Annotated in this window: 18 protein-coding genes, 1 pseudogene and 1 riboswitch; of the genes and pseudogenes, 3 read left to right on the top strand and 16 right to left on the bottom strand. The window is 38.5% G+C overall.

Features of this window, described 5'->3' with window-relative positions; genetic code table 11:
- Nucleotides 1–338 precede the first annotated feature (338 nt).
- The 13 genes and pseudogenes from H9631_RS11240 to H9631_RS11180 all read right to left on the bottom strand — a co-directional run bounded on the left by H9631_RS11240 (nt 339) and on the right by H9631_RS11180 (nt 17,425).
- Nucleotides 339–1,940, bottom strand: a complete 1,602-nt coding sequence (locus H9631_RS11240; RefSeq protein WP_191812823.1) for a methyl-accepting chemotaxis protein — start codon at nt 1,938–1,940, stop codon at nt 339–341.
- Between the two features lie 129 nt (nt 1,941–2,069).
- On the bottom strand, nt 2,070–3,671 hold the full coding sequence (locus H9631_RS11235; protein ID WP_191812821.1) for a methyl-accepting chemotaxis protein: 1,602 nt from the start codon (nt 3,669–3,671) through the stop codon (nt 2,070–2,072).
- Between the two features lie 77 nt (nt 3,672–3,748).
- Nucleotides 3,749–5,344, bottom strand: a complete 1,596-nt coding sequence (locus H9631_RS11230; protein WP_191812819.1) for a methyl-accepting chemotaxis protein — start codon at nt 5,342–5,344, stop codon at nt 3,749–3,751.
- Nucleotides 5,345–5,885: 541 nt separating this feature from the next.
- Complete coding sequence (locus H9631_RS11225) at nt 5,886–7,193, bottom strand: globin-coupled sensor protein (protein ID WP_191812817.1); 1,308 nt, start codon at nt 7,191–7,193, stop codon at nt 5,886–5,888.
- Between the two features lie 215 nt (nt 7,194–7,408).
- Entirely contained in the window at nt 7,409–7,747 is a 339-nt protein-coding gene (locus tag H9631_RS11220; RefSeq protein WP_191812816.1) for a hypothetical protein, read from the bottom strand.
- A gap of 41 nt (nt 7,748–7,788) precedes the next feature.
- Entirely contained in the window at nt 7,789–8,508 is a 720-nt protein-coding gene (locus H9631_RS11215) for an EAL domain-containing protein (protein WP_191812814.1), read from the bottom strand.
- Between the two features lie 74 nt (nt 8,509–8,582).
- Nucleotides 8,583–8,666: riboswitch (cyclic di-GMP riboswitch) on the bottom strand.
- Between the two features lie 238 nt (nt 8,667–8,904).
- Nucleotides 8,905–9,630: an oxygen-insensitive NADPH nitroreductase gene (nfsA, locus tag H9631_RS11210; RefSeq protein WP_191812812.1), complete on the bottom strand. Its 726-nt coding sequence runs from the start codon at nt 9,628–9,630 to the stop codon at nt 8,905–8,907.
- A 64-nt stretch (nt 9,631–9,694) separates the two neighbouring features.
- Entirely contained in the window at nt 9,695–10,603 is a 909-nt protein-coding gene (locus H9631_RS11205) for an EamA family transporter (RefSeq protein WP_191812810.1), read from the bottom strand.
- Between the two features lie 468 nt (nt 10,604–11,071).
- Nucleotides 11,072–12,022, bottom strand: a complete 951-nt coding sequence (locus H9631_RS11200; protein WP_191812808.1) for a cation diffusion facilitator family transporter — start codon at nt 12,020–12,022, stop codon at nt 11,072–11,074.
- Nucleotides 12,023–12,487: 465 nt separating this feature from the next.
- Nucleotides 12,488–13,131, bottom strand: a pseudogene (locus H9631_RS11195) (DUF3885 domain-containing protein).
- Between the two features lie 346 nt (nt 13,132–13,477).
- Nucleotides 13,478–14,236, bottom strand: a complete 759-nt coding sequence (locus tag H9631_RS11190; RefSeq protein ID WP_191812806.1) for an ABC transporter ATP-binding protein — start codon at nt 14,234–14,236, stop codon at nt 13,478–13,480.
- A 3-nt stretch (nt 14,237–14,239) separates the two neighbouring features.
- Nucleotides 14,240–16,558 (bottom strand): ABC transporter permease, encoded by a 2,319-nt coding sequence (locus H9631_RS11185; RefSeq protein ID WP_191812804.1) that lies wholly within the window; start codon nt 16,556–16,558, stop codon nt 14,240–14,242.
- A 219-nt stretch (nt 16,559–16,777) separates the two neighbouring features.
- Entirely contained in the window at nt 16,778–17,425 is a 648-nt protein-coding gene (locus tag H9631_RS11180) for a TetR/AcrR family transcriptional regulator (RefSeq protein WP_191812802.1), read from the bottom strand.
- Nucleotides 17,426–17,930: 505 nt separating this feature from the next.
- On the opposite strand from H9631_RS11180, the gene H9631_RS11175 reads away from it, so the two are divergent.
- Genes H9631_RS11175 through H9631_RS11165 form a run of 3 tightly spaced genes read left to right on the top strand, consistent with a single transcriptional unit; the run spans nt 17,931 to nt 19,071 of the window.
- Nucleotides 17,931–18,296, top strand: a complete 366-nt coding sequence (locus H9631_RS11175; protein ID WP_191812801.1) for a DUF2089 domain-containing protein — start codon at nt 17,931–17,933, stop codon at nt 18,294–18,296.
- Nucleotides 18,297–18,309: 13 nt separating this feature from the next.
- Entirely contained in the window at nt 18,310–18,720 is a 411-nt protein-coding gene (locus H9631_RS11170; protein ID WP_191812799.1) for an SHOCT-like domain-containing protein, read from the top strand.
- Between the two features lie 6 nt (nt 18,721–18,726).
- On the top strand, nt 18,727–19,071 hold the full coding sequence (locus H9631_RS11165; RefSeq protein WP_191812797.1) for a hypothetical protein: 345 nt from the start codon (nt 18,727–18,729) through the stop codon (nt 19,069–19,071).
- A gap of 540 nt (nt 19,072–19,611) precedes the next feature.
- Here the strand turns inward: H9631_RS11165 and H9631_RS11160 are convergent.
- The 3 genes from H9631_RS11160 to H9631_RS11150 all read right to left on the bottom strand — a co-directional run.
- The gene (locus H9631_RS11160) at nt 19,612–20,052 is read right to left on the bottom strand and encodes an NUDIX domain-containing protein (protein ID WP_191812795.1); all 441 of its coding nucleotides are present in this window, start codon (nt 20,050–20,052) and stop codon (nt 19,612–19,614) included.
- A gap of 468 nt (nt 20,053–20,520) precedes the next feature.
- The gene (locus tag H9631_RS11155) at nt 20,521–21,018 is read right to left on the bottom strand and encodes a hypothetical protein (RefSeq protein ID WP_191812794.1); all 498 of its coding nucleotides are present in this window, start codon (nt 21,016–21,018) and stop codon (nt 20,521–20,523) included.
- A gap of 293 nt (nt 21,019–21,311) precedes the next feature.
- A partial coding sequence (locus H9631_RS11150; RefSeq protein ID WP_191812793.1) for a DUF1963 domain-containing protein occupies nt 21,312–21,872 on the bottom strand: 561 nt, incomplete at its 5' end.

The following is a 21,872-nucleotide window of genomic DNA, read 5'->3' as shown; positions in this document are numbered from 1 at the left end:
TTAGTCACTATTAGTGGTGAAAGAGACCTAGCTTAAGCGACTAGCAATCAAAACTGGAATAATAAGTAGCGAAAGATTCCCTTTGCGAGCAGCTCCCATTAAAAACGGTCACGACTACCAAAAAGGCAAAATCAGCCAAGGCTGGGATAGGTTTATTTTTAAGTAAAGCTTTGATAAATCACATCAGAAAAGCGCGAGAAATCAATTTTAGAAACGTTGATTTCTCGCGCTTTTTAAGGTTGCATCCAGCTTTCTCCCAGCTCCCGACAGATTTACTTTAGGAGCATTTTAATGTGAGTTTATCAATCATCACAGTGTAAAATTTCACAAGCAATTGTTTAATTCACCTTGAAGGAAGCCACCGATGCATTCAACTCTTCTGCCAAATCGGTAAGTACTTGGGCAGTAGAAGCTGTTTCTTCACTGCTTGCCGATGTTTCCTCAGTTGCAGCAGATATGTTTTCAATAAACGTGAGCACTTCAGCCGACTGGGCTGCTTGTTCTTCACTAGCACCAGCAATTTCCGTCACCTTATTGCTTGTTTCATTAATGACCTGAATAATATTTCCAAAAGCTTCACCAGAACGCTGGGTAGAGGTAACACCCTCAGTTACTGATTGAACACTTAATACTGTAGCTTCCTGCATTTCCTTGATAATAGCAGAAATCTGCTTCGTCGCTTCTCCACTTCTTTCTGCAAGGTTGCGAACCTCGTCAGCCACAACCGCAAACCCTCTACCTTGCTCTCCTGCACGAGCAGCTTCAATCGCTGCATTTAAAGCCAGTAAATTCGTTTGATCTGCAATATCATCAATGACTTCGATAATTTCTCCAATTCTACTGGAGTCTTGCTCCAAGTGGGCCATTTGGTCACTAACAAGATTAGCTCCTTCCACAGAAGACAGAACCACTTTTTCCCCATCCTGCGCAATTTTCATTGTTTTATTTGCGAGCATTGCAGCCTGCTCTGTGTTCTGTGCTACCGCATTAATAGCTTCTGATAATTCTCTGAACAATTCATTCATTGTTTGTGCAGAGGTTGCTTGATTGGCACTTGCACTGGCAATCTCTTCTGTACTGGCCGAAACCTGCTCAGAAGATGCAGATAGGTTTTCCGCAGCAATGACGATATTTTTAATCATGCCCTTTAAATTATCAATCATATGATTGACGGATCGTGCAAGTATTCCAACCTCGTCCTTCGTTTGAATATTAGCTTTTTCAGTCAGATCCCCCTCAGCTACATTCTCCATGATTTGTGCCATCTCATGAAGAGGGCGTGCTATGATCTTTGTCAGGAAGAAACCGAGAGCGATGCAAATTCCAAGTGTCAATATAACGATGGTAATCATGATTTTTATCGTGGTGGAAAACATATTTTCAGAGTTTTGGTATTCCTCTTCAGAAATTGACATATCCACGTCCCAAATCTCTTCTAAATAGGTTGTTAAGCGATCATGGTATCCATTCAACTCAGCATCGAGTTTTTGGAAACTGCTTCGGTCTTTTTTTACTGCTTGAACTGCTTCATCAAATACTTTGTTGTAGGCTTCAAAATCTGACATAAATCTATCATGGAATTCCTGAGCCTCCTGCTGTGCCTCCAGGCCTTCAGTCTCATAGGATTTTGTATAAATTGTAATATTTTCAGCAATAGCCTTCCGATTTTTCTTTATTTCTTCCATCTTTGAATCAATGGAAGCTTCGGAATCAGCCAGTGTAACATCTCGCCAGCCAATTCTTAATTGCAGAAGGTCATTCTTGGCATTAGCCATATTTTCCATTGGCTTTAATGCAGCAGTGTACATCTCTGCGCCAATTATATTAATTTTTTTCATATTGATGATTGCAAAGGTGCTTACTCCAGCCAATATGATCGCTATGAAAATAAAAGATGATAATAGTTTGAATGAAGTTTTTCTATTGATGAACCAACTCATTCTTAAAACACTCCTTACTTAAAATTCTTCTTTTCCGATGTCAAGGAAAGCCTGTCATTGAACCATTTTGATCATTCTCTATCAAAATGATTTTTCTTATTAATTCCATTTAATGAAAATAATGGTAACTTAGGATAATTTGAATGCAGCAACTGATGAATTCAGTTCCTCTGCTAATTCTATTAAGTTCTGAGAGGTTGCTGCTGTTTCATCGCTGCTTGCCATCACTTCCTCCGACGCAGCTGAAATGCCTTCAATAAACGTAAGAACCTCTGCCGACTGGGCTGCCTGCTCCTCACTAGCACCTGCTATTTCCGTCACTTTATTGCCTGTATCATTAATCATCCGAATAATATTTTCAAAGGCTTCACCGGATTGCCTTGTAAAAGCAAGTCCTTTTTGCACAGATTTCACACTAATTGCTGTGTTTTTCTGCATACCCTTGATAATTGAAGTGATCTGATGTGTTGCTTCACCACTTCTTACTGCAAGCTTTCGAACCTCATCTGCTACCACAGCAAATCCACGGCCTTGTTCTGCAGTACGTGCAGCTTCAATTGCTGCATTTAATGCCAGTAAATTCGTCTGGTATGCAATATCGTCAATGACCATGATGATTTCGCCAATCCTGCTGGAATATTTCTCTAATCTTTCCATTTGATTACTTACAACATTCGTACCATCAACTGAAGATAGCACTACTTTTTCCCCATCTTCAGCAATTTGAATTGTATCATTGGCAAGCTTTGCAGCCTGCTCTGTGTTTTGCGCTATGGCTTGGATTGCTCCTGACTGCTCTTTGAACAGCTCATACATTTTTTGCGAGGCGTTCGCCTGATTGACACTGACACCAGCAATTTCCTCCGTGCTTGCTAATACCTGCTCAGCGGAGGCTGATAGATTTTCAGCCGCACTTAAAACATTTCTAATCATATCTTTTAAATGAGCAATCATCCTATTGGCAGACTGAGCCAGCATTCCAACTTCATCCTTTGACTGAATCTTTGCAGTCTCGGTCAAATCTCCTGTAGCCACATTTTCCATCAAATCTGCCATATCCTGGAGTGGACGAGCAATCATTCTTGTCAGCAAAAGCCCCACAAAGATACAAAGAGCTAATGTAAGTATAGCTACTGTAATCATGACGACTAACGAAGTAGAATACATATTCTCCGAATCATGATATTCCTCTGTCGACATCGACATATCTACAGCCCAGATTTCATCAATATAGCTGATTAAACGCTCATTGGACTCTTTCAATCCTTGATCCAATTGTTCGAAGCTGTTCCGGCCGTCAGAAACCGACCGGATTGCCTCGTCATAAGATTGATTGTAAGCGTCGAACTCCGCGGTGAACTGTTCATAAATCTCTTGCGCCTTTCGCTCAGCCGCTTCTCCGTAGCCCAAGTAGGAATCAGTGTAGCTTTTGAAATTTTTCACAATATTCTCTCTGAGCATTTTGATTTCTTCCATTTTCACTTTATTGTCAGTTTCGGGATAAAACAATACAATATCCAACCATACATTTCTTAATTTCTGGAGTTCAAACTTCGATTCATTCAGATCCTTCATTGGAATAATCGATCCAATATAAAGGCTACCAACATTCACATTCATTTTTTTCATATTTGATATCGCATAGGCACATACACCTGTAAGAATAAAAGCAACGATAATAAATGAAGCTATTAATTTGAATGATGTTTTCCGATTGATGAACCAACGCATTTTTGACATCCTTTGATTTCGTATTTTTCTTTCCCTGTACCTCCAAAACGAAATTTTATTTGTTACACTCTACTCATTCACGATAATTTAAATGCTGATACAGATGCATTCAATTCTTCAGCCAAGTCAATTAGGCTTTGTGCAGTCAACGCTGTTTCTTGACTGCTTGCCGTTGCCTCTTCAGTCGCAGCAGAAATGCTCTCAATGAAAGACAGTACTTCTTCCGATTGAGCTGCTTGCTCCTCGCTGGCACTTGCAATTTCCGTCACTTTGTTGCCAGTTTCATTAATCATTTGAATAATATTTTCAAAAGCCTCTCCCGACTGCTTCGTGTATACTAGCCCATCTTGCACTGATTTTACACTGTGTACTGTGTTTTCCTGCATGCTTTTTATAATCATCGTGATCTGCTTTGTAGCTTCACCGCTTCTTTCGGCCAGTTTGCGGACTTCTTCCGCCACGACAGCGAATCCCCTTCCTTGGTCTCCTGCCCTCGCGGCTTCAATAGCAGCATTTAACGCCAAAAGATTTGTCTGATCTGCAATATCATCGATTACTCCAATAATTTCTCCAATTTTGTTTGAATCTTCTTCCAAACTCGATATATTATCACTTACATGGTTAGCGCCGTCCACAGATGATAAAACGACTTGTTCACCATCATGGGCAATCTGAATTGTTTTGTTAGACAACTCAGCTGCTTGCTCTGTATTTTGCGCCACCGCATTGATCGCTTCAGATAATTCCAAAAATAATTCATTCATTGTTTGTGCAGCATTTGCCTGATTGGCACTTGCGCTCGCAATTTCCTCGGTACTCGCTGATACCTGCTCAGATGACGCCGATAAATTTTCTGCAGCACTTAAAATATTTTGAATCATTCCCCTGATATTGATTACCATGCGGTTGACAGATTGCGCAAGAATGCCCACCTCATCCCGAGTATTTATATTAGCTGTTTCTGTCAAATCCCCATCAGCAATTTTTTCTACGAGATCAACCACACGTTTAAGTGGACGAGAAATGATACGGGAAATAAATATTCCGAAAGCAACACAGATGATTAAAGTGATGATCACACTAGACAATGTAATAATTCTTGATGTCGTATGTACATTGTCAGACTCCTTTTTGGCTTTGTCGGCTCTTTTCATATCCGATTCCACCAATTGGTTCATAATACTGACCAGTTGAAGCTGAAGGTTGTTAAAATCGCCACCCATATAAGCTTTATAATCGCCTGTTCCGTTGACAATTTGCTGTACGGATTCATCGTATTTCGTGTTATATTCCTCCCACACCCTATCATAGGTTTCAAGCAGCCTTTCCTGGTTTACGTTTAAAGGTCTGTCCCTATATAATTCAAAATAACGTGTAATTTCTTTTCTGAGTGTATTGACATCCATCAGCAAGCCGTCTCTTTCGTTCGGAGAGTCGATTAAATTAATGTCGCGCCATTTTAAGCTTAATACTTGGAAATTATTTCGCGCTTGTGACATGTATTCAATCGGTTTCAGGCTTTCTTCATAGATAAGATCGAGATCATCATTAACCTTGCCCAAACCTGATAATCCAAAGTATCCGGCACCCGCCTGTAAGAATGCGATAAATATAAAAGCCGTTAAAAGCTTTGTCGCTGTTTTTAGATTAAGAAACCAATGTAATAATTTCATTCAGGGCTCACCTTCCTAGTCATGCTGTCTTCTCTATTCTCATTTTTTTAAAAAGCGCAAAGTGCGCATCCTTAGGCGGCAAGCATAAGAGAAATGCCGCAAAATTTCCCTTCAAAAGTAATTGGCTTAATCCTTGCGATGGCGTCTGGCCGCTCAAGCCAAGCCGCCGCATCCTGTCGCTTTGCTTGCACTAGTACTTCCTTTACGTCCCATCCGGATAATAAAAGCTTCTTATCAAATGCGCTTTCGCATATTTGCGCCCAGGTTTTATCGAGCTTAACTCAATAAATTTCCTCTGAAAACCTGTAGCATCCGTCGGATGCTTTAACTTTGTTCAGCCTGGTTTTGAACCCTGCTCAATGGAATATCCATATGCTTCATCTCATCACTTTCAAAAGCGGGAGGTTTCTGCTGAATGAAGTATTAAATACCCATTTTTCATAACAAAGTATATTTTCTTCCTTACAAAAAAACCCCCTAAGAGGGGGAAATAATGTGATTGTTCTGATTCAACCCGGTTATTTTCGCACCTCAAAAAAACCTAAGCCATTGCGGTTTCATTCAATTGTTCTGCAGATGACGTCACAATTGCTGAAGCATTTTCAATTTCATTGACAACGGCAACGAGCTGACCCATCTGCTCCTGGACCTTCATATTCGTCATGCTGTTTTGCTGGATGGACTGAGCAATATTCTGAAATGCTTCATGAGTATGTTCAGATGTTGCAATACCGGACATCAACGCTTCTTCCACATGCTTCAATGACTTTATCACCTGTTCCTTATACAGGTTGGAGTTAGAAATCAGTTCGTGAATTTGTGAGATGGAATTCTTTGTCTGCTCAGCAAGGCTTTGCACCTCTTGGGAAAGTACAGCAAATCCCCTTCCGTGTTCGCCAGCCCTTGCTGCTTCTATGGCTGAATTCAAAGCTAAAATATTCGTTTGCTCAGCAATATCTTGAACAATGTGAATAACACTGGAAATTTGATTAGAGGACTCTCCCAGGCGATGGATGCTTTCAATCATATCTCTTGAATAATTATCCATAACGCTGATTTTTTCTAATAATTCCTTTAGTTTGTTCTGTCCATCTTGTGCATGATTTTTAGCTAAGATAGACTGCTCATTGTTCTCTGTAGTCGTTTCATTTACCTCATGAATATTTTTACTCAAAGCGGCGACAGATGCCTGTGTCTGTTCAGCAAGGGCAACCAGTCCTTCACTCACGGAAGTCATTTGGTTTTTAAGATAAATCTTCCCTTCTTCAAACTGAGCATTTAACTTTATCATGTTTTCCCGATCATATGCTTCAAGAACGATTTGCTGCTCCAAGCTTAGAATTTTATTGATAGCTGAAAGAAGTGATTGTAACTTTCTCTTATCTTTTACACTCTTAAATGCTAGATGAGTAAGCGTATCGTGAATACCTTGAAACGATCCCATATACCATGCTGGTTCCAATCCGATTACATAATGCACCTTTGCGATTTTCAATCGTTTATCTATAAAGCTTTGATCTATGTTCCCATCAAACATCTCTATAATATGAACTCTTAAGGTTTTCTTCAGGCGCTCGACAGTGGAGTTCTTCTGAATAATCTCTTTTAAACTTGCAACCTTCATAACAATCGAATAGAAATCATCAACTAATCGTTCAATATTTTCCTTAACCAGTGGCTGAATACTTTTGAGGAGCTTCAGATCTTTTTCGGTAAGGTTGATCATATTGATTTTATCCAATATAGAAGTATCCCCTATCTTTGTACCAACCTTTGTATTCACTTTTTCACTATGATTCATTCCATCTTCTTTTTTGCTAGTTGATTTACCAAGCCCAAAAAAACTCATGTTTCGTCCTCCTCTTTGCCGTTTGCGTTTTCAACATTATTCTCACAATAGGTCTTAATCCCTATTTCTTCGACATATATTCTACAAATTATGTATCGGCTTCTTTCCAGCAATCTTTAGTAGATTAGGGATGCCGTCTTCAAAATGTAGTAAAAAAGTTTCACAAAAACGCAAACCGAAAAACCATCTAAATTTTTCGTTTAGACAATTAGGATTTATAAACTTTCCCATAAATGATAATTTTGCAATGAAAAGTCAAGCCTTAAATCATTATTAATCGCTCTTTCATTTTTTAAATAGAAAGTAAATATTTTAATGTCTTGTATTGCTTGGGCAAAAGAAATGATTTCAAATTGCATGGTTTGATGATACTTCAAATATTGGAACATCGTCTCTCCTCTTAAAAAGGCAAGCTGGTAAATGTCTGTATATTCATATAGAAAATCAAACATCCTCTTTAGCGAATCGTAATCTACAGAATTAACTGGTATTTTTTTAAAGGGAAATTGTGATAACAATACATCATATCTACTAATTTCTTGAATTGCTGACATTAATAATGCTCCTTATCCTGGCATTTTGTTTACTCCAAAATTTAAATAAATACAGATTGTAATAAAGCTGGTTTCCCAAGATAATAGCCCTGGGCTCCTGAAATTCCCAACGCTTTTGCCATTTGAAGTTCTTCTTCTGTTTCCACACCTTCTAATATCAATTTGCTTCCGGTTTTTTCACAAAAGTTTTTAAAAACCGAGATATACTCTTGCTTTTTTTGTAATATATGTAAATCTTGAGCAAGGTAACGATCCAACTTTAAGTAATCGGGCTCTAATTCAATAATGGTTTCTGCGCTTGAGTATCCTCTCCCAATATCGTCAATTGCGATTAAAAATCCATCCTGCCGGAGTCCAAATAACCGATATTTTAAACTTTCCAAGTCCGGAATTGCCTCTGATTCAGATATCTCCAAGACTACTTGTTGATTGACTGTGTCATTGTCGGCAATTATTTGCTGAACGAAATCTGGAAAATTCGGATTTAGAATGGTCGACGGGAAAATATTTAAAAACAGGACTCCGAGTTCTTCCCTTGAATCTACTGAATAAAAACTTGAAAGAGCTTTATAAATGGACTGGGAATCCAAATCATAAAGGCAATTTTCTTGTTTGGCCGTTTGAAAAGCTACTTCAGGGTTTGGGTATGTTTCATGTCTAAAAAGCGCCTCATACCCTACTTTTTTACTACTTTTTATGTCGTAAATCGGTTGAAAAAAATGATAAAACTGGTCCATTTGAATAAAGCTTTCAGCAGACAAAAATTCATACCTCCCTTCAAAAGAAAAAAAGGTGCGCCCAAGAAAAAAGGGCCCACCTGTAGTGTCCAATTTCCTTTGGCAACTCGGCCACCATAGCAATGAGCTTTAGGTCCGTAGCTTTGCGTCCTTACTTTTCAATAAGTTTGCCTTTATCTGGATTTAAAACTAAACGATTATAAATATCATTATAGCAAATCATGACAAAATTCCTAGTTTTTTGATGTAATTAAGCCTATCTTTGATTCTTAATACCTATTTCTCACTAGCTAATATACCTAGTATCAAGTCCTTGAAATAAAGAAAAGAAACACATTTCACCATGACTTAAGACACAAAAAATTTCAAGTGAAAACAAAGAACTCTCAGCCTAGCTGACTGAGAGAGGAGCTTCTTCATTTAGTTCTTTAGAAATCCTTTTGATTGCAGGAATTCAAGCATGTATGTTCTGCGCGGTGCAGACAAGAAAGCTGCCATAATATCTGTCCATCCATTGCTTTTATTATTGGAGGAACGATTATGGTAGTATTCTTTCATAACAGAGTCATACTGTTTAAGAATGTCATCGTACTTATCTTCGTCATATGTATCTTCATGTAAAATTGCGGTAATTGGAAGGCGCGGCTTCACTTCATTTGCTTCATCGGGTACACCGACGGTCATGCCAAACAAAGGAATAACATGATCAGGCAACCCCAATAAATCACTGATTGGTCCCGGATTATTACGAACGCCTCCTATGTAACAAATGCCGTAACCTTTCGACTCCACCGCCACAACAAAGTTTTGGGCAAACAACGCTGTATCAATTGCGGCGACAAGGAAACTTTCTGTCGCGCCAGCCAATATTTTTTTCCCGTGAAGAGCAGCTGCATGCTCCAGCCTCTTCAAATCTGCACAAAAAACAAGTGCTAACGCGGCTGAATCATATTGTTGGTTTTTCGATAGTTCTGCCAGCTTAGCCCTTTTAACCTGATCCTTCACGCGTATGACAGAATAAGCTTGGACAAAGTTAGAGCTAGCTGCATGCTGAGCAGCATGAAGCATTTCATGGAACGTTTCATCCGAAATCGGCACATCTTTATATTTCCGAACTGAAGCATGTGATCTTAACAAATCTAGCATAATATCTCCCTTTCAAAAAACTCATTTTTTATTATCATATCAAATAAACAAATACCTTGAACAATCATCCGCCTTCCATTATTCCCAATAATATGATTCCCAGCATAACGATTGCGATCATGAGATACTGGCGAAAGCTCAATACTTCTTTCAAGAAGATACGGGATAATATCACCGAAAAAATTCCATGCGCCGCTATAAGTGGTGCGGCAATAATTGCATTACCTGCCATCGCAAACACGTAAAAGAATTGACCAACCGTTTCAAGGATGGCAGCTAATCCTTTATCACGTTCTTTGAAAATGACAAAAGATTCCTGCTTGATGATTTTCACATAAAAATAGGAGATGATTGCTGCAATCAGGAATGTGAATTCATATGCCAATAAAGCTGAATCTTCACTGATAAGCTTCATTTCATCCAAATATATTCCATCAGCAAAGGTCCCTAATCCATCAATGAGACTGTATAGGATGGGGAAGGTGATGGCCAATACTCCCATTTGATACTTTTTGTCGATGACTTCATTACTTGCTCGCAAAGCTACATTGTCTGCTTGTTTTTCAAAGATAGCCAGCCCGATTACACCAGCTGTGACAAAAACAATTCCTGAAATCTCTATGAAACTCATTTCCCTCGGGAAAAATATAAATAATAATATCGCACTAACGGCTCCAGAAGAGTTTTGAACTGGCGCAGCGATTGATAATTCAATATATCTCAGTCCAATATACCCGATTGTCATTGACAAAATATACATAGCGGAAACGGGAAAATATCTGACCATATCAAAAGGATCAAAGCTAATTCCTTTCACAAGCATATATAAAACTGCGTGAATCCCCATGACGAACCCAACCATTGTTACAATCTTAAGATGGCTGTACCTGTCGCTGCTATCTGAGCCTTTTTTGTAAAAAAGATTTGCTGCCCCCCAAGAGACAGCCGCTAAAATAGAAAAAATAAACCACATAATGTCTTGATCTCACCCGTCTGTTATTAAATTTTTGTTAAAACCGCCCGGCAATTGAAACTGATATTTTCTGATGATTATAGATAAACTTAGCCTTAAAAAAGAAGCGTTTAACCCTTATTTAGGTTAAACGCTTCTTTAACAGCAGTGATTCCAACTAGGTTCGAACCGCTGTCCCTCTCCTGCCAAAGTGGAAAGAGACATCTTACTGTCCTCTCTCATTACCGAGAGTCTTCCAGCCCTATACAACAGAGCTTTATTTTTGAGCGTTATGTGTAATGATCATATTTTATCAGCAACTAAAAACAAAATCCTCAGTACCGAGCAATTTCGTTACCTATTTTAAACCTCTGTCGTCCCCTCCACGAAGACGTTCAAACACTTTTATAAGCATAATATTATTAAAAGGACTATTAATAATCAAGCAAAAAACACATGCCTTACTAGTTTCAATATTTCATTATTGTTCTAATGATGCTGGTGGTGATGATCGGATGATTCAGGTTTCATTTGGCATAATATTGAGTCATCATGCAGATGCGCCGATGTTTCCAATTGAATTGTTACATGATTAATATTTTTGTGTGCAAGTTGATGTTCGATATTGCGAAGTAATTGTTCACTTTCCGCAATCGTCACTTCATCGCTCACAACTGCATGGCAGGAAAGCGCGTTTAAGCCGCTCGTTATAGACCAAACATGCAGATCATGTATGCTTTGAATTCCCTTTTCGCTCTCGATTGTATGGATGACTTCGTCTATGTCCACATTTTGAGGTGTACCTTCCATCAATACATGTAGTCCGGACTTTGCAACAAAATAGCCGCTTCTCAATACAAGGAATCCAACAATGACACTCGCCAATGGATCTGTCCAGCCCCAGCCGAAGAACATCATGAGTAATGCGGCAACGATTGCGCCTATGGACCCAAGCATATCACCAATGACATGAAGATAAGCGCCTCGCATATTCAAATTCTCTTCAACATCACTCTTGCGCATCATAATCCATGCGACAAAAATATTAACGACTAACCCAATACTGCTGACAATCAGCATCCCAGTTGTAGCCACTTCAGGAGGATTTGCGAACCGTTTTACAGCTTCATAAAAAATGTACAACGCAATGATGATTAATGTCATTCCATTTAAAACCGCTGCCAAGATTTCAAATCGCTTGTAGCCAAAAGTCTTACATTTGCTAGCTGTCTTTTCACCAAATTTAAATGCGATCAGTGCAATTGCCAACGAAATCGAATCGCTCAACATATGTCCTGCATCTGCCAAGAGAGCGAGACTGTTCGTTAAAAATCCTCCGACCGCCTCGACAACCATATAACTAGTAATGATTAGAAAAGAAATCAATAATACTTTTTTATTTGTACCATGTGTATGGTCGTGCCCATGGTTATGTGCCATATGAATACCTCCCTATGTAATCAATTGCTCGTTTCAAAAACTTAATAACATAATCATCTTGCTCAATAAAGAAGGATGTTAAATCGCCTCTAATCTTTTTGATACATCGAACAACGTGATAAAAGCTTCGTAAACTCCTTATAATTGATTATATGAGCATATGTACATATTAAGATATAAAGCATTAAGTGTCAATAAAAAAACTTTCACATCTGACTAATGAAAGCTCAGTCAGATACCCCTTTCTACGACTACAAAACGATACTATCAAATACGCATAGGCGTATTTGATAGTATCGAGCTCTGCTGGATACATTTCCTCTGACCATTCACCGGATGCTTAAATAGATTGAGCCTGGTTTTAAAACCCCTGCTGAATGGAATGCTAATACGCTTTCATCTCAGAGTTAAACCGTCTGCAAATAAAATGAGCGTCTATCCTTGTGACAGGACAGCGCTCATCTATTAAAACACTCTATTGATCTCTTCTCGATCATAATCCAAAATCCACCCATTATATTCATCATATAGGAACCGTATAGCTTCTTTATCTGACGCGATGATATCACAGCCGCGATCATCGTATAAATGAAATATAATCTTATTCGTAAGGTTAACAAAATAGATATCATATCCACTTTCCAGATTATTTTTCAAAATGATAGGTGCAAAATCTTTATGACTAATTGCCTGTAAAACGTGGTGATGCTTTATTTCCCTTTTCTTGCAAGAAAGCACAAAGCGATGAGTGACAGATTGTTCATCGCCCTCAAAAACACTGGGTAAAAGATAATGCTTTAATTGATATAACGTTTCCTTATCTTTTAAGTATTTTCGATATACATTTAAAGGTTTTTGTTGAAGCAAAAGACTGTGTTTAGCAGTATATACATCTGTAACAAACAAAAATTCATCCTCTTCTCCAAACACCTTATCAAACAGGTATTTGTCCGATGAAGAATTTGCATTAGATTATCCTTTTCAAAATGTGGTCTGCACGGTATTGAAATTTCAAAACGAAGACCATATTTCCATGAATAAAATAGGGCTGGCCTTAACGTTAAACCTGTAAAATTCTCTTCTAAGAATGACTGTAAAATTTTGCTCATTCCATTCCTCGCGAATCATCCTGATAATTTTTCATAGGAAATCGCTTCTACATTACTTTGTGTTTATTCTTCAAATAAAAGAATTACTCTATTGTAGCTCACTTATTTTTTTATCTTTGGGAGCAACCGCAATTGTTTCATACTTCCCATAGTAGTCTCAATTCTGTACATTGAAAGCGCTGGAGCAGCAAATGATCATTTCGAGAAATTTTTTCACAAATCCACTCTCAATGCATAGAGATTTCTTATCCTTTTGATGTATGGATTTAGAACAACAGGATTGACAGAAAACCTTATTCTATAAATCTCACATTGAACCAAAATCATGTCATTCGTAAACAGCCTACTATATTCCGATTTCCCGCATTTTTTCCGTGACTTTTGCCATTCTGTCATCCATATCTGTTCCAGTGAATTTTTCGAACCGCATTTCGCTCACGATTTTCCCGTCCCCCATAAACATAATGCGCTCAGTCCTAGCTGCAATTTTTGCGTCATGAGTCACAAGTATAACTGTTGTACCTTCTTTATTAATTTCAGAAATAATGTCCATAATTTCCTCTGCGGCTTTAGAGTTAAGCGCTCCAGTCGGTTCGTCACCGAAAATGACTTTTGGATTACTAATCAGTGCACGGCAAATCCCTGCTCGCTGAAGCTGCCCTCCTGATACCTGAGTAATATCACGCTTTTCCAATTCTGCAATCCCAACCTTATTCATAAGCACTCTTGCTTTTTTTATAATCCCCGCAGCATTTTTTCGGTTATCCCGCATGGAAGGAAGAATAATGTTATCGAGAATGTTCAGGTTTTTAAGCAAAGTCGGCTGCTGAAAAATAAAACCCATTTTGGTTCTGCGTAAATCAGCAAGCTCATTTTCACTCAGCTTTGATAGATCCCTGCCTGCAAAAGATACCTTTCCACTGTCAATTCCATCCATCCCACTCAGCGCATACATCAATGTTGATTTCCCTGAGCCCGAAGGCCCCATAACTGAAACAAAATCTCCTTCGTTTATGCAGGCGGACACGCCATTTAAAACAAGGTGCTTTTCATTACCTGTCCCGAAAGATTTTACTATACTTTCACCGATAATCATCTTCTTCATCATTTACTCCTTCATATTTTGGGCTATTTTTATTTGTCCCGCGCCTAATGTGCCGATAATGGTTGCAATAATTACTGAACAGATCATCATTAACGGGCTTAACAGATAAGCAGAAAGTGGATCGACAACAAACTTAAACGTCGACGCTCCGAATGATGAAATCACCGCTCCTGCAAGCATCTCTCCAAGTGTGTTGGCAAGAAGCGTTCCAAAAACAACTCCAACAAGTAGAATAAAAACCGAACGTGCAATATACTGCACTGTAATATCAAAATTTGTAAAACCAAACGATTTCATTACAGCGATGGAGTATCTGTCCTTTGCAAGAAGCATTTTCATAAACAAAAGCGTAACCAAAACCGTAATCATCAGCGCAACGACAATTGAGGCAAAAGAAGCCTTTCGAATGGAGTCGATTGTTGATCCGTATGTCTGTTCAATATACTCATCAATATCTGAGACCTTCGCATAATCAAATCTATCCGCGTATTCCGAAACCTTATTGCCGATAAGTGATGGATCTGAAAACTCAACACTGATCACGTACCACATAATATCGACAGAATTATCGGTAAAAACAGCCTTTGCTGTTTTCCCTCCATTGGTTATGTCGGAATAAATGCCACTGACCGTGAGATTCCTTTCCTCTCCCTTATTTTCCAGAGTAATGATGTCGCCGACTTTTTTATTTAGTTCATCGGCATTCATGGCCGAAAGCGCAATTTCATCTTTTGAGGCGGGGGCAGCGCCCTCAGAATAATCAACTGGAAATTTCGAATGGTCGCCAAGCTCTATTTTTAACCTTTCCTTCGTACCGTCCTCCAACCTCATGTTAAACGGTTTTGTTGTTAGCACAGCATACTTCGAAATCGCATGATCGTTGCTCATTGTATTTATGATTTCCTCAGCCTTTTTAGACATATGATCGGTCTGCTGAATGTCAATACGCATATCGCTATTCCCTATCCCCATATATGTGGTGAAGCTTTTTGAGGAGATGGTGTTATACAAGTTTTGCGGAACAATAATGATAAATATTGAAATCATCAGCACTACAAGCATTGTGACGTACAGTTTTTTCCTTGTAAGAACATCTTTGATACCGAGAAAAATATTTATGTTAAAAAGCCTGTTGTCACTCAGAGTAAAACGCTTGGCCCCCAGTGTTTTCTCCTGTGAAGTGCCAAAGTGAATAGCTTCGGTGGCAGATATTTTTCGAAAGCGTCTCAGCACTCCGTTCACATAGAGAATAATTGCAAAAAACATAAATAGTATACCGATTATTCCGCATAAAAAAGCAGAAAAATAATGATCACTTTCTCCCATGTAAAGCCGGATATTTTCAAGAAGCATACCTCTGAACACAAGCGAAAGTCCCAATCCGAAAATAGAACCAACTGCCGCGATCGCAGCATATTTCACAAGATAAATCTTTTTTAAGTCAGAAACGCGCAGCCCCATTGCTTTCATCACACCTATTTCGCGGTAATCGTCTTCGATTTTCGCTAAGAGCGTAAAACGTATGCACATCAATGCGATTGCTACGACAAGTGCACTCAGAAGAAGGATGACAGCAATCATCAAGCCATCGGAAATGGCATTAAGCATTTTAAAAAGTGGATATGTGATAGTCGGCCCGTTTGCTTCAAGCCCTGCGGAAGTGTATGCAGCCTCGAATGTGCTAATCGCGGATAAGTCCTTTAATCTGAACTCAATCAAATATTCGGTATTTCCGAAATCTTTTATTGCTGCATAATCATTTTCGCTTACAAGAAACCTTTTGGAAGAGGCAAGCAATGAATTCATTTGTGAATCGCGTAAGAACCCTGCAACAGTAAACTTTTTTCTGTCTATTACTAGCGTGTCACCAACTTTTGCAGTTCCATCCTTCATGTATCCCACTGGAACATAAATCTCACCATCTAATACAGTTATAACTTCTCCGCCCAGATCCAGAAGATAATCAAATTTCTCGCTTTGTGTGCTAAAGCCATTGTCTTGAATATTATTTGCAAGCGAAGTTCCTTCAATTACAATCTTCGCGCCATCAACATTGAGAAATTCATTCACCTGAAATTCATCGACCTGGCTATTCTGGTCCGCGAAATTCGCAAGTCGTTCAGTATCAATATCACCTGAATGCATCTGCATAAAATGCGGAGTTTTCGCCTGCTTCATGAGTGTGTCTATCGCACCCGAAAGATTTACAACAAGTATCGCTGAGAGAGCAACAAGCGCAGCTGCTACAGTAACAAATATCATAGTTGTAAATGTAATCAATTTGCTTTTTAAAATATCATTTCGAATTATTCTGTAATACATAAGTCACCTCTTTGTTCAAGCTTTTTCACCGACTTTAAGTTGTATAGGATGACTGATATTACATATAGTAAAATTCCTGCAATTATAAAAAGGAATCCTGTTCCCCTACCGCTACCGTACCGGTGATTTTTCCCACACTGTCAGCAAAGACCTCCTCCTATAACGGAAACAAGCTAACCCGGCCATAGCAGAAGAAATTTTTTGAAAGATTTCACCAAGTTATCCATCGTTGTCTCCTTCTTCCATCCCAAACATTTTCAAAGTATCCATCAAACTTCCCTTTTCAGCACCAAGCAGCCTTTCTACATTACAGATAAAAGCAAGCATTCGTGAAAAGCGTTCCTCGTTTGTCATAGCAACCATATCGCCATCAAAAACTGTCGTTGCATAAATTACAACCATTTCCATGCACTCATATGGAAACGGCGTATTGAATATTCCCTGCACAATTCCTTCTTGAATAATCTCCGTCAATATCGGCGGGACATCGGTGATGATGACTTTTTGTATTTTTTGATGCATAAGCGCGTTCTGCGGCTGATGAATGTGCTCCATAATTTCTGTACTGCTTTTGCCGTTTATGTTCAGCGCCATAACAACACGGATAATACGCTCAACTATAGGTATGCTCTTGTTTGCAGCAATTTTCTGTGCCGCTCCCAAAAGACGGATATTATAGCGCTCAATCAGCGCATCCATAATATCCTCCTTCGACTTAAAATGGTGATACAATGTTCCGCGCGCAATACCTACCTTTTCGAGAATATCTTTTGTAGTTGTCCCGTCAAAACCCTTCTGACCAAAAAGCTCATCCGCTGCATCAAGTATTTCGTTTCTGCGCTCCTCGGCTTTTTTTGTTACTCTCATTTGATACAACTCCCCATAATAGACCGACTATCGGTCATTTTATGTTAATATACTATCATACTGTTCTTTTAAAATAAAGTTCGACTTGAAATGAACAAAAAATCAGAATTCTAAGAGGATCGTTTGTGTTTTTCAGTGTTATTGGAACAGACATCCTTCCTTTTACCAAGCACTAAGCTTCCGAACCATCGTATAAGCATAAAATATTCTGTTTGCACGATTGAATTCTTAAAATTAGACTTTGACTGATCATCACTTTCGAGCTGCATTTTCCATAAATCAGTCCAAAATAAAAAGCGTCCTAATGATCAGTAGGGTTGGACCGGACTGAAACTGAGCGCCATCCCTATCGACTCGTCGAGACTTTTTTAAATGGTTTTTTAAAATATTTAATTTATCAACTCACATAATCAATGAAATTAATTATCGAATTAAAATAATTAAGTTTTTTCATTTACAAATTTAATATATTGATCTATAATGCAAGAAAAGAAAGGAGTCGAGTATGAAATATCCTATTATCACACAGTGTCCTGTATGCGACAATCCACTGCACGCCGTCAAGCTTGAATGTGGACATTGCAGGACAACGATTGAAAACACGTTTGAATTATCAAAGCTGGCTCTACTCTCGCCAGAACAACTCCATTTTGTGATCACCTTTCTTGTGAATAGAGGTAACATAAAGGAAGTGGAGAAAGAGCTCGGCATATCTTATCCGACGGTGCGCGGCAAGCTCAATGACATCATTACGGCCCTTGGATACGATACACAGAAGAAGCCGGAAGTCGATGAGAAGAAGATTATTTCCATGTTAGAGAATGGTGAAATCACTGCGGATGAAGCGGTCAAAATGTTGAAAGATGATTAAGGAGGAAGAAATGATGAAAGAAGAAATCAGCAAAGTGCTGTCTATGTTGCAAGAAGGTAAAATTGATCCAAACAAAGCTTCGGAGTTGATTGATGCACTGAAGGAGAAGGAAACGGCTCATACCTCAAAACCCGATTACTCAAAGAAACTATCATCAACATCCAACGGTTATTTAGACAAAACGTTGAAAATACGGGTAACATCCCAAGAAAATGATAATGTCAACATCAATTTACCCATTAAACTGGTGAAGGCTGTTCTCGGAGCGGGGCACAGCATTGCGTCCAATATTCCACAAGCTGCGAAATATGTGAAGGATATCGATATCGATCTGATGATTGATGCAATCGAAAACGAGCTTGACGGGCAAATCATTGACATCCAATCCGGTGAAAAGGATACCGTCACCGTAGTGATTGAGTGATAGATCATGATGATTGTGAGAGTTAAGAGCAAAGAGCACTCTTTTACAATTCCGATCCCTTATGCCATATTGCGCATGGGAAGCGGAATCCTGACTTCCAATTTAGTTCAACACAAAGTGAAGGGTTGGCTAAAGAAGCAAGACAGACATGCAGATGAGCACTCGAGCCGGAAGGCTGATTTTGATTCGGACAGCAACCAGTTTGTGAGTGATATCATGCTGTCAATTCTCGAAAATCGAAGCACGCAGCAAGCGATCAGACAGCTCATAAAAGAGTTGCAACATTGCAAAGGAACAGTACTAGTCGATGTCCAGGCTCAGGACGGCACGGAAGTATTGATCAAATTGTAGTGAAGCTTTTATTTACCGTATCTCAGCGTGCTTAAAGGGGAATTAGATTCAGAATGAAGTTCCCCGCGGATAGCCGCGGGGAACTAGAATCTTAGAGAATCAAATGCACCTTGGCTTATTTGCGTCCAGTTTTTATCGAGTTCCGCAATCCTCTGAAAATCTATGGCATCCGCCGTAGGCTTTAAATTTATTCATTAGGGTTTAAACCCTAATGAATGGAATACCAATATAAATTCATCTCACCACTTACAGAAGTGGGGGACTTCTGCTGATGTTAAAATAAGGAAAGCTGTTCGTTCCTTCAAAACTCATTTATCCCTTTTTTCAAAACAAAATATATGGTTCTAGCTCACAACAACGTTGACTGAATTTTTATGGTGTGGATATTGAACTATACCTATCTTATCGAAACAGGGCAATAGAGTCATATTAAAGCTGAAGTTTTTTCAAAAATCGCATCCTTGAACGAAGATTATTCACGACATTATTACCCTTCATCCAGCTAATGATAGAAAAGCCCTCTTTATCTCAATGAGGATTCTACCGAATGAAAGCCAAATCTCTTTGAGCAAGCGCATCCTCTAACCATTTAGGATGCATTTTCAATAGGTTCTTTGGTAGGTCTTCTTGTCCAAAAAATTTGATTTCAAGTGATTCATCTGAATTACATCTAAGTTCTCCACCTGTAATTTCAGCTAGAAAACAAGATGTTATAAAATGAACTACTTTACCATTTGGATAAGTAAAAATTTGTGAATGAACATCAGAATAAACACCAATCAGCTTTTTAATTCTTATATCCAAATTAGTTTCCTCTTTAACTTCCCTGATAGCTGCCTCAGAAACTGTTTCCCCTATTTCTATATGTCCTGAAGGAATACCCCATAGCCCTACATCAGCTCTTTTCTGTAACAAAACTTGATTCTCTTCATTGAAAATAATAACAGCAACTCCAGCTTTTAATTCATCAATTCTCTTCATACCATTAAACCTCCTTTAAAATAGAAAAAGTCCAAAAGGAAAGAATTCAACGCATACCAAATACGCTGAACCTTTCCCCTCGGACCTTTTATGTCAATAGGTGCCTTTTACATTTTGTAAAAGATGTAGCCCTCGGTCACAGACCTTAATAAATAGCGGAACCCTAGCTACAGTTTTCCAGTTCATAAACGATTATTAATTTTTTGTACACTTCATTATTATACTATACAACTAACATTCAAAAAGTTCAAAAGGGGAAGTCTTGGACCAAATAGCTCTTAATATAAAGAAAGAGAACAATTTTCCCTACGGAAAAACGACAAATGGTTGAAGATTGATTTTTAAATATAAAATATACCTATCATCCTCTTTAGCTGACATACTGTATGAATAATACTTACATTTTCCTATAAGAAAAAGCCTATTGATTTTTTATTAAAACCAATCGGCTACTAACTTGTTTATTTGCTACACATTTACAGCTTTACGTACCTGAACTGCATGTAATTTTTTCATTGCAAATCTTGCTATCGGCTGTGCGATCAAAATTTCAACCCAAAATGCGATGAAAAAGTTACGTGGCCAATCATAAAAGAACGTTTGAATCGGTTCCAAACTAATGCCTCTCATGCCAATCCAAGATCCGATAACTGTCAGTAAAATGGACAGAATGGTCACACTAAATAATATCGTGAATAATACTCTTGCATTAAAACTGTCCGTAGGTTCAATAAACTTTTGGACAAGTTTATTAACAATTGGATTTACAACAAGTGTCACCAATAAGACGACACAAACCCATACAAAGGGAATTACTTGTATGGTTTCAAAATACACTTCTTTACTGAATCCAAATTTAAATCCCATAATAAGAGGTGCGATAATGTTGACTGAAAGTATTGAAATGATGGCTAAGAATAATACAAATTCTTTTCCATTTCTCGGTAATCTTGTTTCCTCGTGCATATTGATCATCTCCACAAATAATATTTCATATGGTAGACGTATCGCGAGACATATATTTTTGGCCAAAAAAGACCAATATCTCTACACACTGATTTAACCATATTATCACGTTTTTTTAATTTCTTTCAAGACATCTACATAAAAAAGTATTGGCATCATTCGATTTACTTTTTTAATTTCTTATTGAAGATTATATTTAATAACGAATAATATAGGTTTTATCATAATAACTGAGTTAATTTCACAATTCTTTAGATCATCTTTTTTGCAAAAGCAAGGTACGTGTTACCTGTTTAGCTGGAATAAAGCGAACAATATGTACGGTCAAATCGCCCTGCCAGCAAATCTTCTTTGCGAATAAAATAATGTAATACTCCCGCATCCCACCAGCAAAATCCGACGTCATCATCTGTATCGATCTCGAGCAGCATCACAATATCCTCGATCTCCTGCTTCGCCTTATCCTTATCTCCTCCAAGCTTCTTTGTAATTTGGTTCAAAGCTGAGTCCTTGTTGTAGTCATAATCTTGGCCAGTAAGAAGTCTTAGTGCCGCTTCGTACTCCTCATCATCATGCTGAGACGTGGGATAGCCAAACAACTGCAAAATATCTTGTTTCCCCTCATCCCGGATATCTTGGTAAACCTCCTCAAATTCTTCATAACCTACAACATCCGACTCAATCTGATCATAATCAATATAAGCATAATTTGGCGGTTCCAGCGTTGCTCGCGCGCTCAATGCAAACCCTTTAAACGACTCTTCCATCGTAGTCTCCTCCGGTGAATGGCGATGTACTGCCGCAGCAAGCTGCTCCGTCGTCATAACCAATACCCTATGCTCAATATCGTATGC

It is taken from the genome of Bacillus norwichensis (assembly GCF_014836955.1).
Taxonomy (GTDB): Bacteria; Bacillota; Bacilli; order Bacillales; family Bacillaceae_C; genus Siminovitchia; species Siminovitchia norwichensis.
The sequence above is the reverse complement of the archived record's forward strand: the minus strand, read 5'-3'. Positions and strand labels throughout refer to the sequence as shown.